This is a genomic window from Streptomyces sp. NPDC048383, from assembly GCF_040651775.1.
Taxonomy (GTDB): Bacteria; Actinomycetota; Actinomycetes; order Streptomycetales; family Streptomycetaceae; genus Streptomyces.
The window spans coordinates 34,115-50,790 of sequence record NZ_JBEZKS010000052.1 but is presented as its reverse complement, the minus strand read 5'-3'; the positions used below and the strand labels follow the sequence as shown (position 1 = coordinate 50,790).

10 protein-coding genes are annotated in these 16,676 nt (G+C 73.3%); 8 read left to right on the top strand and 2 right to left on the bottom strand.

Annotated elements, in window-relative coordinates; all coding sequences use genetic code 11:
* The first annotated feature begins 234 nt into the window (after positions 1 to 234).
* The 4 genes from AB0D46_RS29320 (at position 235) to AB0D46_RS29305 (ending at position 4,805) form a co-directional block, all read left to right on the top strand.
* Positions 235 to 846, top strand: coding sequence for a response regulator transcription factor (locus AB0D46_RS29320; RefSeq protein WP_003948568.1), 612 nt, complete (start codon positions 235 to 237; stop codon positions 844 to 846).
* Between the two features lie 365 nt (positions 847 to 1,211).
* Entirely contained in the window at positions 1,212 to 1,841 is a 630-nt protein-coding gene (locus tag AB0D46_RS29315; protein WP_362881873.1) for a sigma-70 family RNA polymerase sigma factor, read from the top strand.
* 173 nt (positions 1,842 to 2,014) lie between these two features.
* Positions 2,015 to 3,523 carry an IMP dehydrogenase gene (gene guaB, locus AB0D46_RS29310; RefSeq protein WP_362881871.1) on the top strand — a complete coding sequence of 503 codons (1,509 nt, stop codon included), beginning with the start codon at positions 2,015 to 2,017 and terminating at the stop codon, positions 3,521 to 3,523.
* A 157-nt stretch (positions 3,524 to 3,680) separates the two neighbouring features.
* Positions 3,681 to 4,805: a GuaB3 family IMP dehydrogenase-related protein gene (locus AB0D46_RS29305; RefSeq protein WP_362881870.1), complete on the top strand. Its 1,125-nt coding sequence runs from the start codon at positions 3,681 to 3,683 to the stop codon at positions 4,803 to 4,805.
* Between the two features lie 135 nt (positions 4,806 to 4,940).
* Here AB0D46_RS29305 and AB0D46_RS29300 read toward each other — a convergent pair whose 3' ends face one another.
* Positions 4,941 to 5,438, bottom strand: coding sequence for a hypothetical protein (locus tag AB0D46_RS29300; RefSeq protein WP_362881868.1), 498 nt, complete (start codon positions 5,436 to 5,438; stop codon positions 4,941 to 4,943).
* A 192-nt stretch (positions 5,439 to 5,630) separates the two neighbouring features.
* Positions 5,631 to 6,860, bottom strand: a complete 1,230-nt coding sequence (locus AB0D46_RS29295; RefSeq protein ID WP_362881867.1) for a nucleotide sugar dehydrogenase — start codon at positions 6,858 to 6,860, stop codon at positions 5,631 to 5,633.
* Positions 6,861 to 7,127: 267 nt separating this feature from the next.
* On the opposite strand from AB0D46_RS29295, the gene AB0D46_RS29290 reads away from it, so the two are divergent.
* The 4 genes from AB0D46_RS29290 to AB0D46_RS29275 all read left to right on the top strand — a co-directional run bounded on the left by AB0D46_RS29290 (position 7,128) and on the right by AB0D46_RS29275 (position 16,619).
* Complete coding sequence (locus AB0D46_RS29290; RefSeq protein ID WP_362881865.1) at positions 7,128 to 8,834, top strand: glycerol-3-phosphate dehydrogenase/oxidase; 1,707 nt, start codon at positions 7,128 to 7,130, stop codon at positions 8,832 to 8,834.
* A 398-nt stretch (positions 8,835 to 9,232) separates the two neighbouring features.
* On the top strand, positions 9,233 to 11,947 hold the full coding sequence (locus AB0D46_RS29285; RefSeq protein ID WP_362881863.1) for a protein kinase: 2,715 nt from the start codon (positions 9,233 to 9,235) through the stop codon (positions 11,945 to 11,947).
* A gap of 92 nt (positions 11,948 to 12,039) precedes the next feature.
* Positions 12,040 to 14,859, top strand: coding sequence for a serine/threonine protein kinase (locus tag AB0D46_RS29280; protein WP_362881861.1), 2,820 nt, complete (start codon positions 12,040 to 12,042; stop codon positions 14,857 to 14,859).
* A 125-nt stretch (positions 14,860 to 14,984) separates the two neighbouring features.
* Positions 14,985 to 16,619, top strand: a complete 1,635-nt coding sequence (locus AB0D46_RS29275) for a serine/threonine-protein kinase (protein ID WP_362881859.1) — start codon at positions 14,985 to 14,987, stop codon at positions 16,617 to 16,619.
* The last annotated feature ends 57 nt before the right edge of the window (positions 16,620 to 16,676 follow it).

The window sequence follows — 16,676 nt, the reverse complement described above, 5'->3', positions numbered from 1 at the left end:
CCAGATGGAGGACACGCGGTACGCGCCTCCACCGCCGTGATCGCTTCCTCACGTAGGGTGCTGAAGGTGTCCGTCCGACCCGTAACTCTTTCGAGTGACCATCGTTGAGAGTGCGAAGGCGGTTGAACCAAGAAGTTCTCGGACATGTGTCCGGGGGCATCGACCGCACAGGTGACGATACGTACCAGCCTGGAGGCTCAAGGTGACGCGCATCAGCAGCTGCGGAGGGCGGTCATGACATCCGTCCTCGTCTGCGACGATTCCCCGCTTGCCCGAGAGGCGCTCCGTCGCGCGGTTGCCACCGTGCCCGGCGTCGAGCGTGTGACGACGGCGGCCAACGGTGAGGAAGTCCTCCGCCGCTGGGGTGCCGACCGGTCCGACCTCATCCTGATGGATGTCCGGATGCCCGGGCTCGGTGGTGTCGAGACGGTCCGCCGGCTCCTCTCGGCCGACCCCGGCGCCCGCATCATCATGCTGACGGTCGCGGAGGACCTGGACGGCGTGGCGCTCGCCGTCGCAGCCGGTGCCCGCGGCTACCTGCACAAGGACGCCTCGCGCGCCGAACTGCGGGCCACGGTCACCCAGGCCCTCGCCGACCCGACCTGGAGGCTGGCCCCGCGCCGGCTGCGCTCGGCGGAGATGGGCGCCGCGCCCACCCTCACCGCGCGCGAGATCCAGGTGCTGGAGGGCATGAGCCACGGCCGGTCCAACGCGGAGATCGGGCGCGAGCTCTTCCTCTCCGAGGACACGGTCAAGACCCACGCCCGCCGGCTGTTCAAGAAGCTCGGCGCCTCGGACCGGGCGCACGCCGTGGCGCTCGGTTTCCGCTGGGGCCTCGTCCGCTGACCGCGGGGCCCGGGGCCGGCCACCGCGAGCGGTCCCGTCCGCCACCGGCGGACGGGGCGCCACCGCGGGGTGGCCCTTCGGGCGGCGGCGGTGCGGTCCGCCCGTGTCCCGCCGAACCCGGTGCACGCCCGGGGATTGGCGGGGCACAATCAAGGGGACGTGTCGCTTCGGGCGCGATGCCGCATGCTTGAGGTGTGCCGCATTCTTGGAGACGTGCAGTCCTCGGGGAAGATCCGGGCCGAGCGGAGGGGAGGGTGCAGGAGATGACTTCCGGCGCACCCGCTCCCAACGCTCCGCATAACGCTTCGACGCACAACACGGACCGCGGTGCCGCGAATCCTCCGACGCCAAGGCACCATGGATTGATGCGCGACGACGAGGCCCTGGGGTCACCCGCGGCCACCGGCCCGAACGGCGCCGCCAAGAGCGGTGGTACCGGGGCTGTCAGCGCGCTCGTACGGCGGGCCGTCGACGGTGACGAACAAGCCACGCACGATCTGCTCGCCTTCGTGCACCCCCTCGCGATCCGCTACTGCCGCACCCGCCTGTCGCGGCTCCCCGGTGACGCTCGTCACTTCGTGGAGGACCTGGCGCAGGAGGTCTGCGTCGCGGTGCTGATGGCTCTTCCGCGCTACCGGGACACCGGCCGCCCCTTCGAGGCGTTCGTCTTCGCCATCGCCGCGCACAAGGTCGCCGACCTCCAGCGGGCCGCGATGCGACACCCCGGCAGTACGGCCGTCCCCTCCGACGAGATGCCGGAGCGGCCGGACGACTCGCTCGGGCCGGAGGAACGTGCCCTGCTCAGCAGCGACGCCGCCTGGGCCAAGAAGCTGCTCGCCAACCTGCCCGAGAACCAGCGCGAGCTGCTCGTCCTGCGGGTGGCCGTCGGGCTGACCGCCGAGGAGACCGGGCAGATGCTCGGGATGTCCCCCGGAGCGGTGCGCGTCGCGCAGCACCGCGCGCTCAGCAGGCTCCGGGCGCTCGCCGAGCAGTGAGCCCGTCCGGCGGAACGAGCGGGCCCGGTCCGTCGGCTCCAAGTGGCGTGAACTCGTCGATTCCATCGTAGGAAACGACGAAACTTCTGCCTGGTCCTGGTCGTGGAATGAGACGCTGCGGGATCCCGTTAGCATGGACATCCGCGCTGAGCAAGACCATTTGGGAAGGTGTCATGACTGACAGCGGTTCGACTGGAGTGCCCGACAAATTCGCCACGCTCGGACTGACCTACGACGACGTGCTGCTGCTGCCGGGCGCGTCGGACATGTCGCCTGACGCGATCGACACCTCCTCCCTCATCTCGCGGAACGTCCGGGTGAACGTCCCGCTGCTGTCCGCCGCCATGGACAAGGTCACCGAGGCCCGCATGGCCATCGCGATGGCCCGTCAGGGCGGCGTCGGCGTGCTGCACCGCAACCTGTCGATCGCCGACCAGGCGAACCAGGTCGACCTGGTCAAGCGGTCCGAGTCCGGCATGGTCACCGACCCGATCACCGTGCACCCGGACGCCACGCTGCGCGAGGCCGACGAGCTCTGCGCGAAGTTCCGGATCTCCGGCGTCCCGGTCACCGACCCGGCGGGCAAGCTGTTGGGCATCGTGACCAACCGCGACATGGCCTTCGAGTCGGACCGCAGCCGCCAGGTGCGCGAGGTCATGACCCCGATGCCGCTGGTCACCGGCAAGGTCGGCATCTCCGGCGTCGACGCGATGGAGCTGCTGCGCCGGCACAAGATCGAGAAGCTTCCGCTGGTCGACGAAACGGGCACCCTCAAGGGCCTCATCACCGTCAAGGACTTCGTCAAGGCCGAGAAGTACCCGAACGCCGCCAAGGACAAGGACGGCCGACTGCTGGTCGGCGCGGCCGTCGGCGTCGCCGGGGACGCGTACGAGCGCGCCCAGGCGCTCATCGAGGCGGGCGCCGACTTCATCGTCGTCGACACCGCGCACGGTCACTCGCGCCTGGTCGGCGACATGGTCGCCAAGATCAAGTCGAACTCCTCGGTGGACGTCATCGGCGGCAACGTCGCCACCCGCGACGGTGCCCAGGCCCTGATCGACGCCGGCTGCGACGGCATCAAGGTCGGTGTCGGCCCCGGCTCCATCTGCACCACCCGCGTCGTCGCCGGCATCGGCGTCCCGCAGGTCACCGCGATCTACGAGGCCTCGCTGGCCGCCAAGGCCGCGGGTGTCCCCGTCATCGGTGACGGCGGCCTCCAGTACTCCGGCGACATCGCCAAGGCGCTCGTCGCGGGCGCCGACACGGTGATGCTCGGCTCGCTCCTCGCCGGCTGCGAGGAGTCCCCGGGCGAGCTGCTGTTCATCAACGGCAAGCAGTTCAAGTCCTACCGCGGCATGGGCTCGCTCGGCGCGATGCAGACCCGCGGCGACCGCAAGTCCTTCTCCAAGGACCGCTACTTCCAGGAGGGCGTGGGCGGCGACGACAAGCTCATCCCCGAGGGCATCGAGGGTCAGGTCCCCTACCGTGGCCCGCTGTCCGCGGTCGTGCACCAGCTCGTCGGCGGTCTGCGCCAGTCGATGTTCTACGTCGGCGGTCGCACCGTTCCCGAGCTCCAGGACCGGGGCCGGTTCGTCCGGATCACCTCGGCGGGCCTCAAGGAGAGCCACCCGCACGACATCCAGATGACGGTCGAAGCGCCGAACTACAGCCGCAAGGGCTGAATCGCGTGAGGTGAGGGGCGGGCCCGGCGGAGCGCCGGGCCCGCCCCTTCGCCGTGCCCGGCCACGGCCGGGTGCGTCCGTACAGCGGTCACCGAAACGCAGTCCCGCGCCCGTCGGGGATACTGGACGGGCAGACCCACAGGAAAGGCCACCACACGTGACTGAGATCGAGATCGGGCGCGGCAAGCGCGGCCGCAGGGCGTACGCGTTCGACGACATCGCCATCGTCCCGAGCCGGCGTACCCGGGACCCGAAGGAGGTCTCGATCGCCTGGCAGATCGATGCGTACCGCTTCGAGCTCCCGTTCCTGGCCGCCCCCATGGACTCGGTCGTCTCCCCGCAGACCGCGATCCGCATCGGCGAGCTCGGCGGCCTCGGCGTGCTGAACCTCGAAGGACTGTGGACCCGCCACGAGGACCCGCAGCCGCTGCTCGACGAGATCGCCGGGCTGGACGAGGAGACGGCCACCCGCCGCCTCCAGGAGATCTACTCCGCTCCGATCCAGGCCGACCTGATCCGGCAGCGCATCAAGGAGGTGCGCGACTCGGGCGTCGTCACCGCCGCCGCGCTGTCCCCGCAGCGGACCGTCGAGTTCTCCAAGGCCGTCGTCGACGCGGGCGTGGACATCTTCGTGATCCGCGGCACCACGGTCTCCGCCGAGCACGTGTCGGGCGCCGCCGAGCCGCTGAACCTGAAGCAGTTCATCTACGAGCTCGACGTCCCGGTCATCGTGGGCGGCTGCGCCACCTACACCGCGGCCCTGCACCTGATGCGCACCGGCGCGGCGGGCGTCCTGGTCGGCTTCGGCGGCGGCGCCGCGCACACCACGCGCAACGTGCTCGGCATCCAGGTCCCGATGGCGACCGCCGTCGCGGACGTGGCCGCGGCCCGTCGCGACTACATGGACGAGTCCGGCGGCCGCTACGTGCACGTCATCGCCGACGGCGGCGTGGGCTGGTCCGGCGACATCCCGAAGGCCGTCGCCTGCGGCGCCGACGCCGTGATGATTGGCTCCCCGCTGGCCCGTGCCACCGACGCGCCCGGCAAGGGCCACCACTGGGGCATGGAGGCCGTCCACGAGGACGTGCCGCGCGGCAAGAAGGTCGACCTCGGTACGGTCGGCACCACCGAGGAGATCCTCACCGGCCCGTCGCACAGCCCGGACGGCTCGATGAACATCTTCGGCGCGCTGCGCCGTTCGATGGCCACCACCGGCTACAGCGAGCTCAAGGAGTTCCAGCGGGTCGAGGTCACCGTCGCGGACTCGCAGCACCGCCGCTGACCCACGGGTCGTACGCGTACCGGAGGGCCGGCACCCCGAGCGGGGTGCCGGCCCTCCGGCGTGCGCGGGGTCAGCCCAGGCCGTGGTGGCGGCGGCGCAGGCAGACGCCCTGCCCGGCCGGGCCGGTCGTGCGGGTCAGCCGGCGGCCTTTTTGGCCGCTCCGAAGGCCACGGCGGCGCCGATCACCAGGAAGGCGTGGTCCGTCACCTCCGCCGACTTCTGCCGGATGCCGGCCAGCCCGCCGAGGCCCTGGTCGACGACGACCTCGATCAGCCCGGTCGCGTTGACGTCGGCGATGACGAGGGCGATGAAGAGCAGCTGGCCGAGGTACAGGGCGCCGAGCGTCAGGGCCGCCGCGGCGGCGGGCGGCAGCGGGCCGCGTCCCCCGGCCTTGCCCGCGGCGAGGCCGACGAGCAGGCCGACGGCGACGGCCGCCCAGCTCGCCTGGCGGTCGATGGACCAGCCGACGGCGCTGTAGGCGCCGGCCCCGAAAAGGGCCGCGGCGAAGGCGGCGGCGAGGCCGAGGCCGGGGCCGCGCGGGACGACGACCGCCGGGAACGGCGTGGCGGCGGTCGAGGCGGTCGGCGCGGTGGCGCGGGACGCGGACATGGTCGTCTGGTGGCTCTGGGTCATTTCGAAAATCCCCCCCCAGGGATTCGTACGCGCATGGGGCCTTCGGTCATAAGCGCGTGATAAGCGACGCCGCAGGCTAACAGTGAGCACTGACATCGCACGGGGGTATTTCGCTCACCTGACCGAGTCGGGACGGGACGTGACCGGATGGGGATCGGGTCGTGATCTGAACGGATCGGTGGAACACCCCGTTCAGAGCCGGTGGGCCGCCCCCGCCGGGCTGGCGCCGCGAGTGTCCAGGAGCAGTTGCGCCTTCACGGCCAGGCCCTGGAGGTCGTACGTGCGGTGGTGCTGGAGCAGGATCGTCAGGTCGGCGTCGGCGGCCGCCTCGTAGAGCGACTCGGCGCGGGGCACGGGCCGGTCCCGGACCCGCCAGCCGGTGATGTACGGGTCGTGGTAGCTGATCAGGGCCCCGAGGTCGATGAGCCGGCTGGCGATCTCGCTCGCCGGTGAGCCCTCCTGGTCGGCGAGGTCCTGCTTGTAGGTGACCCCGAGGAGCAGCACCCGGGCGCCGCGGGCGGACTTGCCGTGCTCGTTCAGCAGGGTGGCCGAGCGCTGGATGACGTACTGCGGCATCCGGTTGTTGATCTCCTGCGCCAGGCCGACCATGCGCAGCGGGTGACCGGGGGTGCGGGTGGTGTGAGGGAGGTAGTTCGGGTCGAGCGGGACCCCGTGGCCGCCGACGCCCGGGCCGGGCCGGAAGGCCTGGAACCCGTAGGGCTTCGTCTCGGCGCAGCGGATGACGTCCCACAGGTCGACGCCGAGGTCGTGGCACAGGACCGCCATCTCGTTCATGAGGGCGATGTTGACGTGCCGGTAATTGGTCTCCAGCAGCTGCACGGTCTCGGCCTCGCGCAGACCGCGGGCGCGGACGACCTTATCGGTGAGGCGGGCGTAGAAGGCGTGCGCGGACTCGGTGCAGGCGGGGGTGAGGCCGCCGATGACCTTGGGGGTGTTGGCGACGCCGTGCGTGCGGTTGCCCGGGTCCAGCCGACTGGGGGAGTAGGCCAGGTGGAAATCGCGCCCGGCGCGCAGCCCGGAGCCCTCTTCGAGGATCGGCCGCAGGTACTCGTCCGTGACGCCGGGGTGGGCGGCGGACTCCAGGATCACGGTGGTGTGCGGGCGGAGTCGGGCGGCGAGCGTACGGCCCGCCTCGCCGACCGCGGAGAGATCGAGCGCACGATCGGCGCCGAGCTGGGTAGGGGCACAGATGACGGCCGTACGGACCCGGCCGAGCTCGGCCGGATTGGTGGTGATGCGGAAGCCGGCCGCCGACATGCGGCGGATCTCGGCGGCGGTGAGGGTGCTGTCCGTGGCCGGACCGCTGTCGTAGCCGACGGTCTCGATTCCGGCGGCGACGGCCGCCTGGGCGAGGGGGAGGCCAAGGTGGCCGAGTCCGATGACGGCGAGATCTGCGGGCATGGGGGGCCGTCCCTTCCCTTTCCCTGACGTGAGGGGGCGGTGCTTGCTCGTCCGGTCGACAACGGAGGTCCGGAGCCCGACAGGAGCTGGCGCTATGTCAGACTAGGCGTATATATGACAGAAATGTCGCATTCTGGGGTGGTGGTCGCCGTTGTGTTGTCCACAGGCGGTGGCCGATGTGGGGACGGACGGTCACAATCGGGAACGGGGGACGTGGGCGGACCGCCCGCCCCGAGCGGGTAGGGCCCGCAGCAACGGGAGGCAGCCGTGAGGACAGCGACACTGGGACCGGCACAGCGGGCCGAAGCGCTCGCCCGGATGGCCGAACGGGAACTGGACGTCCTGGTCGTGGGCGCGGGCGTGGTCGGCGCCGGCACCGCGCTCGACGCCGTGACCAGGGGCCTGTCGACCGGCCTGGTGGAGGCGAGGGACTGGGCCTCCGGCACGTCGAGCAGGTCGAGCAAGCTCATCCACGGCGGGCTCCGCTACCTGGAGATGCTCGACTTCGCGCTCGTCCGGGAGGCCCTGAAGGAACGCGGCCTGCTGCTGGAACGGTTGGCCCCGCACCTGGTCAAGCCGGTGCCGTTCCTCTATCCGCTCCAGCACAAGGGCTGGGAACGCTTCTACGCCGGCTCGGGCGTCGCCCTCTACGACGCCATGTCGATCTCCAGCGGACACGGCCGCGGCTTGCCCACGCACCGGCACCTCTCGCGCACGCGCGCGCTGCGCATCGCCCCGGCCCTGCGCAAGGACGCCCTGGTCGGAGCCCTGCAGTACTACGACGCCCAGATGGACGACGCGCGCTACGTCGCCACGCTGGTGCGCACGGCCTCCGCGTACGGGGCGCACTGTGCCAACCGGGCGCGGGTGGTCGGCTTCCTGCGCGAGGGCGAACGGGTCGTCGGCGCGCGGGTGCGGGACGTGGAGGGCGGCGCCGAGTACGAGATCCGCGCCAAGCAGGTCGTCAACGCCACCGGGGTGTGGACGGACGACACCCAGGCGCTGATCGGCGAGCGCGGGCAGTTCCACGTCCGCGCCTCGAAGGGCATCCACCTGGTCGTACCGAAGGACCGGATCCATTCGAGCACCGGGCTGATCCTGCGGACCGAGAAGTCGGTGCTGTTCGTGATCCCGTGGGGCCGCCACTGGATCGTGGGCACCACGGACACGGACTGGGACCTCGACAAGGCGCATCCGGCCGCCTCCAGCGCCGACATCGACTACGTGCTGGAGCACGTCAACTCGGTGCTGGCCGTGCCCCTGACGCGCGCCGACGTCCAGGGCGTCTACGCGGGCCTGCGGCCGCTGCTGGCCGGGGAGTCGGACGCGACGAGCAAGCTCTCGCGGGAGCACACGGTGGCGCATCCGGTGCCGGGGCTCGTGGTGGTGGCGGGCGGCAAGTACACGACGTACCGGGTCATGGCGAAGGACGCGGTCGACGAGGCGGTGCACGGGCTGGACCAACGCGTCGCGGACTGCGTCACGGAGGACGTGCCGCTCGTGGGGGCCGAGGGCTACCGGGCCCTGTGGAACGCCCGCGCCCGCACGGCCGCCCGGACGGGGCTCCACGTGGTGCGGGTGGAGCACCTGTTGAACCGGTACGGTTCGCTGACGGAGGAACTGCTCGACCTCATCGCGAAGGATCCCGGACTCGGCGAGCCGGTGTCCGGGGCGGACGACTACCTGCGGGCCGAGGTCGTCTACGCGGCCTCGCACGAGGGGGCGCGGCACCTGGACGACGTGCTGACGCGGCGGACCCGGATCTCCATCGAGACCTTCGACCGGGGGACGCGGTCCGCCCGGGAGTGCGCGGAACTGATGGCTCCGGTACTGGGGTGGGACGAGCAGCAGATCGAGAAGGAAGTGGAGCACTACGAGAAGCGGGTACAGGCGGAACGGGAGTCGCAGCGCCAGCCCGACGACCAGACGGCGGACGCGGCGCGGCTGGGAGCGCCCGACATCGTTCCGTTGTAACTCCGCGATGCGGAAGGCGGAACCGCGGACCCGGGGCGTCCGTCCGTTGCGGAGTGAGCAACAATGAGGTTTCTGCCGGGGCGGGTTATCGTGCCCCCCGGCGGCTGCCGGGGCAGCCGGGGCAGGCTGCACGAACGCAGAGGGGACGCATGTCGAAGCCGGAGCACACCGAGTCGCCTGCCGGGGCGCCTGCGGCGAAGCGGGATGGCGGGGACGAGGCTGCGTCTTCGGCGGTGCCGTCCGCGAGCGCGCCCGCCGCGCGGGACACGAAGCCCGAGGCGGCGAGGACCGTGCCCGCGCCGAGGTCCCGATCCGGATCGGGTGCCGGGAGTCGGAAACCGGCCACGCCGTCGGCGGCGAAGCGGAAGCCGAAGCCGAAGCCGGTCGAGCCGTCAGTGGTGGGTGTCGAGGTCGGCGCCGAGGACGTGGAACCGGGTGCCGCTGCGGCGAAGCCGGGTGTTGCCGAGGTGGGCTCTGCGGCGGCGAAGCCGTGTGCGGCCGGGGCGGGTACGGGCGAGGCGCCCGTGGCCGGATCCGGTGGGTCCATACCCCTGACGAAGAAGCCGACTTCGGCGGACGCCACCCCGGTTGCCGGTGCGCCGGCCGAGCCTGCTGACGCGACGTCGGCCGATGCCGACGCGGCGACGCCGACCGTCACCGAGGGTGCGGCGGAGCCTGCGGATGCGCGGCCGGCTGACGTCGGTGGCGCCAAGTCGACCCTTGCCGAGGTTGCGGCGGAGCCGGCGGGTGCGCGGCCGGCCGCCGGTGCCGGGGCCAAGGCCTCGAAGTTGAACTTCGCCAAGCCCGCCGCCCAGCCCGCTGACGCCCCGTCGTCCGAGGCCGGTGCGGAGGCCGCGCCGGCGAGCCCGCCCAAGGCCGTACCCGCTGACGCCCCGTCGGCCGCGGCCCCGCCCGCGGACGCGAAGCCCACCGAGGCGGCGAAGCCGGAGCTTGCCAAGGACGTGGCAGAGCCCGCCGCTGCGAAGTCGGGCCCCGCCGAGCCCGTCGCCGAGCCCGCTGACGCGCCGACCTCGGACCGGCCCGCTGCCGCGAAGGCCGAGGCTGCCGCCAAGCCCCTCGCGGACGACGGGGTGCGGCGGCCGACCGGGGCGGTGCGGACCGCCGCGTTCCCGCCGGCGCCCGGGCAGGGCAACGGGAAGGACCAGGGGCGTCTGCTCGCCGGCCGGTACCGACTGGGCTCCGTGCTCGGCAAGGGCGGCATGGGCACCGTGTGGCGTGCCGAGGACGAGGTCCTCGGCCGGACCGTCGCCGTCAAGGAACTCCGCTTCGGCAGCGGCGTCGACGAGGACGAGAAGCGCCGCCTCATCACCCGCACCCTGCGCGAGGCCAAGGCGATCGCCCGCATCCGTAGCGCCGGCGCCGTCACCGTCTTCGACGTGGTCGACGAGGACGCCCGCCCCTGGATCGTCATGGAACTCGTGGAGGGCTCCTCGCTCGCCGAGTTCGTCCGGGAGAACGGCCCCCTCACCCCGCGCCGCGCCGCCGAGGTCGGCCTCGCGGTGCTCGACGTCCTGCGTGCCGCGCACCAGCAGGGGATCCTGCACCGAGACGTCAAGCCGTCCAACGTGCTCATCGCCGGCACCGGCCGGGTCGTCCTGACGGACTTCGGCATCGCGCAGGTCGAGGGCGACCCCTCGATCACCTCCACCGGCATGCTCGTCGGCGCCCCCTCGTACATCTCGCCCGAGCGCGCCCGCGGCCAGAAGCCGGGCCCGCCCGCCGACATGTGGTCGCTCGGCGGCCTGCTGTACGCGGCGGTCGAGGGCGTGCCCCCGTACGACAAGGGCTCCGCGCTCGCCACCCTCACCGCGGTGATGACCGAGGCGGTCGACCCTCCGCAGAACGCCGGCCCGCTGACCGAGGTCATCTACGGCCTGCTGGTCAAGGACCCGGCCCTGCGGCTCGGCGACGAGCAGGCCCGCACGATGCTGACCTCGGTGCTCAACGCTCCCGATCCCGAACCGGCGCCGCTGCCGGTGCCGGCCGTTGAGGAGACGCGACAGATGTCCCTCTCCCCGGCGGACGCGGCATCCGACAAGGCGGCGGACAAGGCGGCGGAGAGGGCGGCTGAGAAGGCCGCGGAGAAGGCCGCCAAGAAGGAACGCGACCGGCGCGAGCGCGAACAGCGCGAACGGACGCGCGCCGCGCTGAAGTCGACCCGCAAGGCGGCGGCCGCCGAGGCCGCGGCGACCGCCGCGGCGGCTTCCGCCGCCAAGGCGCCGAACCGGCCCGCTCCCGTGCCGGCGTCGCTCACCGACGTGATGTCGCGCCGCACGATCGTGCTCGCGATAGCCGGCGTCGTCGTGGTCCTCGCCGTGATCGGCTCGCTCATCGCGTACGCGATGAGCGGTGACGACGCCAAGGACCAGGGCAAGGGCAAGGGCGGCCCGGGTCCGGTCTCCTCCGGCACCCCGACGCCCGGCACGTCCCCCGGCGCCGGCGCGGGCGGCACCGCCCCGAGCCCGTCCCCGAGCACGCCCGGACAGGACGGCCGGCCCAGCACCACCCCCGGCGGCGGCGCGAGCGCGGATCCCGGCCAGGGCCAGGGACAGAACCAGGGTCAGGGCCAAGGTCAGAATCAAGGCCAGGGTCAGGGCCAGGGTCAGGGCACCGGTCCGGGTGGCCCCGGCGGACTGCCCGCCGGGTACGCCATGGTGTCGGAACCCCGGTTCCGCTTCTCGATGGCGATGCCCGAGGGCTTCCACCAGACGGCCACCGCCGGCAAGAACTCCGGCGGCATATACAGCCGCGACGGCGGCTTCCCGCGGATCCAGGTCGACTTCGGCGACAAGCCGACCGACGACGCCCGCCTCGCGTGGGCCCAGCTCGCGCCCGCCGTGGCCGGCAGCAGCACGGACTACCGCCTCCTGCGCCTGGACAAGGTGGACTACCGCGGCTACCCGACCGTCGCCGACTGGGAGTTCGAGCGCGAGCAGCAGGGCGTCAAGGTCAGGGTCCTCAACCGCGGCTTCAAGGTGGACGCGCAGCACGGTTACGCCATCATGATCAGCTGCGCCGCGGACCAGTGGGACGGTGCCGAATGCACCCAGATGCGCAACACGGCGTTCGAGACCTTCCAGGTGCTCGGCTGACGAGCCTCGCCAGGCCCAGGACGCGGGCGCCATGAGCGTCGTATCGTGTCGAGGGGGGCCATGGGGGGCCCGACGCACTCGGGGGAGTCGATGTGGAGGACTACGCGGGCCGGATCCTGGCCGACCGCTACCGTCTGCCGCTGCCGCCGTCCGACGAGTACGAGCTGACGGAGACCAGGGCCTTCGACACCCGTAGCGGGCAGGAAGTCCTGGTCCGGCAGGTGCCGTTGCCGGAGGTCGTGGACGCCGAGCTGCTCGACGGGTCGTACGGACCGCAGGCCGCGCAGCGGCAACGCACGGGCGAACTGCCGGCGGTGCGGCGGGCGATCGCCGCCGCGCAGGCGGCCGCGTCCGTACCCGACCACGCGCGCCTGGACCAGGTCTTCGACGTGTTCGCGGAGGGCGGTTCGCTGTGGATCGTCAGCGAACTCGTCCCGGCGAGGCCGCTGGCGGCGTTGATCGCCGAGGAACCGCTGAGTCCGTACCGGGCGGCGGAAGTGGCCTCCGACGTGCTGACCGCGCTGCGGGTGCTGCACGCGCACGGCTGGACGCACCGGAACATCACCGTCCGGACGGTGTTGATATGCGATGACGGCCGTGTCGTCCTGACCGGGCTGGCGGCGGGCGCCGCCGAGGAGGCCCTGTGCGGGTACGACCCGGTGCCGCGCCCCGACTTCGAGGACCCCGCGGACACGAGCTCGGGATGGGACCCGCCGACGGGCCCCGGCCCCGGGTACGACGGCCCCGGGTACGACGGCCCCGGGTACGACGGCCCCGGGTACGACGGCCCCGGGTACGACGGCCCCGGGTACGACGGCCCCGGCGCCGGGGTGCTCTCGCCGGAGCCGCCCGGTGCCGGTTTCGGGGCGCGGGAGTGGGCGCCGTCGGAGCCGCCCGCCGAGGGGGCCGCGTACGCGCCGGAGCCGCCGGCGCCCGGGCCGGCGTACGCGCCGCTCGTCGCTCCCGGCTACGACACCGGGCCGCGGTACTCCGACCACATCACCCCGCAGCGGGCGCTGCCCCCGCAGGACGACGCGGCCGACCTCCGGGCGACCGCCCGCGCCGGCACCATCGCCGCCTACCGGGCCGGGGCGCGGGCCGCCGCCGCAAAGGTGGCCGGGGAGCGCGGGGCCGCGACCGGGGCCGAACCGCCGCCGGGCCTCCTGCCGCCGGTGCGGCCGACGGGTGCCAACCTGCCGCAGGGCTACGCGTACCCGTACGGCGGTCCGGACGGCGCCGCCGCCCCGCCCTGGCACGGCGCCGGCCGGCGCACCCGGCCGGCGGAGCCGCAGCCGACGGAGCCGCCGCGCCGGGAGCTCCCGGCGCCGTCGCGGGAGGAACCGTCCGAGCCGCCCCACGAGGAGTTCTTCGCGCCGGAGCCGGAGCCGGAGGCCCCGGCCGCCGACGCGGGCCGGCCCGCCCTCCCCGCCCGACTCGCCCTGCCCCAGGGCTACCAGCAGGCGGAGGCCCCCGGCGGACCCCCGACCCCGACCCCGGCCCCGACCCCGCCGCCCCGTCGCAGCGGCTGGGACACGTCCGGCGGTCACCGGCCCGGCGCCGCCGCGCCCCCCGCCCTCCCGGTGCCGTCCCCCGCGACCCCGCCCGCCGGCGGCCGGGACACCACCGGCTCGCGACGCCCGGCCCCGACGTCCGCCCCGCTGCCCGTCGCCCCGGCCCGGGGCGGCTGGGACGCGCCCGGCGGGCGTGGTGGGGGTCCGCGTACCGGCTTGGACGCCGAGCGGGCCCGGCAGACGCGGATGGCCGTCGTCGGGGCCGTGACCGAGCGGTGGGCGCCCGAACAGGCCGGGCCCGTGCACGGCCACTGGCAGCTCGCCGCGCCCGTCGGCCCGGCCACCGACCTGTGGGCGCTCGGCGCCCTGCTGTACCGGGCCGTACAGGGCCACGCCCCGTACCCCGAGGACAGCGTGGCCGAACTCGTCGAGATGGTGTGCGCGGAGTCCCCCGCGTTCGCCGAGGAGTGCGGCCCGCTGCGCCCGGTCGTGGAATCGCTGCTGCGCCAGGACCCCACCGAGCGGCCCGACTTCGAGGAGCTGCGCGGCTGGCTGCGCTCCCTCGTGCGCTCCGCTCCGGAGCCCGACGGCGCGTTCGGCGCGCTCCCGACGGCGGAACCCGACCCGACCCGGCTGCCCCTGCCGCGCCGGCGCGGCGAACTGCACGGGCGACACCGCAACCCGGCCGCCCCGCGCAAGCCGCGGGCCCTGGGCCGGACCCTGCTCGTCGGGGTCCTGGCCGTCCTCGCCGGGGCGGTGGCGTACGCGATGCTGTTCATGCCCCGGTCCGGGGACCCGGAGGCCGGGGGGCAGCAGCCGACGGCGGCGCAGAGTCCCAAGCCCTCCGCCTCCGCGCCGACCGGGAGCGGCCCGGCGCGGCCCGAGCCGAGCCGCACCCCCTCGGCGAGCCCCGAGTCCAAGCCCGCCCCGCAGGCGGACGCGCCCGCGCCGCAGGGCTTCACCGTCCAGCAGGACCCGGCGCACTTCTCGATCGCGGTGCCCGACGGCTGGGAGCGGCAGACCATCAACGAGGCCGGTCAGGTGCGCTACGTCCAGGGACAGTTCACCCTGATCGTGGTGCCGGGCCGGGACCAGGTGGAGGGCGGCAGCCCGGATCCGGTGGGCTACCAGAAGGACAAGGAGCCGGAACTGGCCCCGTACCGCAACTCCACCTGGGCCTCCGGCGGCGACGTGAAGTCCACGAAGGTGGGCCAGCAGCTGCGGGTTACCGGTCGGTACACCTGGATCGACGCGGCGGGCCGGTCCCTGTTCGCCCGGAACTTCGTCGTCGCGCTCGGCGGCAAGTACCACATCGTCATGGTGACGGGTCCGGAGGACAACCAGGACAAGGTCACCGACGTCTTCGAGAAGGCCACGGCGAGTTACAAATCCGGGGGTTGACGAAGGACTGACGGCCTGTCAATACGGCAATTGCGTCACAGTGCCGCCCTACCGCCCCCGCGCGGTTTCGGCTCTGGCCGCAGGCTCCGTAATCTGGCCCGAAGTGCACAGAGCGGCGGGGTTTCGTGGAACAGCAGACAGGCGCGGGTGCGGTGCTCGCGGGCCGGTACCGGCTCGTGGAGCCCATCGGCAGTGGCGGCATGGGCAAGGTGTGGCGTGCGCACGATGAGCTGCTGCACCGGACCGTGGCCGTCAAGGAACTGACGGCGGGTCTGTACGTGGCCCAGGCGGACCGTGAGGTCCTGCACGCCCGTACCCAGAAGGAGGCGCGGGCGGCGGCCCGGATCCAGCATCCGGCGGTCGTCACCGTGCACGACGTACTGGAACACGACGACCGGCCGTGGATCGTCATGGAGTACATCGACGGCCCCTCCCTCGCCGAGGCCGCGAAGGCGGCGGGCCGCATCGAGCCCATGGAGGCCGCCCGGATCGGGCTGCACGTGCTGGGCGCGCTGCGCGCCGCGCACGCGGTCGGCGTGCTGCACCGGGACGTGAAGCCCGGCAACGTGCTGCTCGCCAAGGACGGTCGGGTGCTGCTGACCGACTTCGGCATCGCGGCGATCGAGGGCGACTCCTCCATCACCCGGACCGGGGAACTCGTCGGCTCCATCGACTACCTGGCCCCGGAGCGGGTCACCGGCGGGGCCCCCGACCCGGCCTCCGACCTGTGGTCGCTCGGCGCGACCCTGTACACGGCCGTCGAGGCCCTGTCGCCGTTCCGGCGGACCTCGCCCATCTCCAGCCTCCAGGCCGTCGTCAACGACGAACCGCCCGCCCTGCGGCAGTCCGGCGCGCTGGGACCGGTGATCACCGCCCTGCTGCGCAAGGATCCCGCCGAGCGTCCGTCGGCGGCCGAGGCCGAGCAGATGCTGTTGCAGGCCATGGAGGGCCGGGAGCCCAAGGCCGCGCAGGCCTACGTGCCCACCCGTGCGGTGACCGCGGACGAGCGCGAGTCCCTGGAGGCGGCCCCCCAGCCGCCGCCGGAGCCGGCCCCCGCCGCCCCGGCCGCGACCACCGCCGTCCCGGTGGCCGCGCCGGCCCCCGCCGGGTCGACCCCCGGCCGGCTCAAGCGGGCCGCCGCCGTGGCCGTGGTGGCGGCGCTGCTCGGCGGTGGCGGCGTGTTCGGCGTACTGACCTGGCTGGAGGGGCCCGACGGCGGGACCGAGGGCAGGAGCCGGTCGAAGCCCTCGGCGGGCGCGCCCGACGTCGCCGCGTCCGGTGACGACGCCGCGACCAAGCCGGTGCCGGCGGGCTGGAAGCGGGTCCAGGACGAGGAGGGGTTCACGCTCTTCGTCCCGGAGGGCTGGCAGCGCCTGATGAACGGCAACCAGATCGACTACACCCCCGACAACGGCCGGCACGTCCTGCGGATCGCCATCGACACCACCCCGGACTACCCGAACCCGTACATGCACGTCCTCGACATGGAACGACAGGTCAAGGAACGCATGGACTACAAGCGCGAGATCCTGCGCCAGAACAGCTTCCGGGACACGGCCCTGGGCGCCCAGTGGGACTTCAGCTGGACCGAGAAGGTGCAGTTCCCCGGACCGCGCCGGGCCATCGAGCAGATGTACGTGACGCCCGAGGGCGTCGAGTACGCGATCTACATGGCCGGGCCGGTGAGCGACTGGACGAAGACGCGGCAACAGTTCGACGTCGTGCTCAGCGGGTGGCAGGCGGCGCCCAAGAAGGGCTGATCGCGCCACACCGCAGCCAATGCGCCAGCGATCACTGGCAGACTTGGCAAAATCCGG

Coding starts and splice junctions, on each gene's coding strand:
- AB0D46_RS29320 (WP_003948568.1), top strand. CDS start 235: ATGACATCCGTCCTCGTCTGCGACGATTCCCCGCTTGCCCGAGAGGCG.
- AB0D46_RS29315 (WP_362881873.1), top strand. CDS start 1,212: ATGCGCGACGACGAGGCCCTGGGGTCACCCGCGGCCACCGGCCCGAAC.
- guaB (WP_362881871.1), top strand. CDS start 2,015: ATGACTGACAGCGGTTCGACTGGAGTGCCCGACAAATTCGCCACGCTC.
- AB0D46_RS29295 (WP_362881867.1), bottom strand. CDS start 6,860: ATGCCCGCAGATCTCGCCGTCATCGGACTCGGCCACCTTGGCCTCCCC.
- AB0D46_RS29300 (WP_362881868.1), bottom strand. CDS start 5,438: ATGACCCAGAGCCACCAGACGACCATGTCCGCGTCCCGCGCCACCGCG.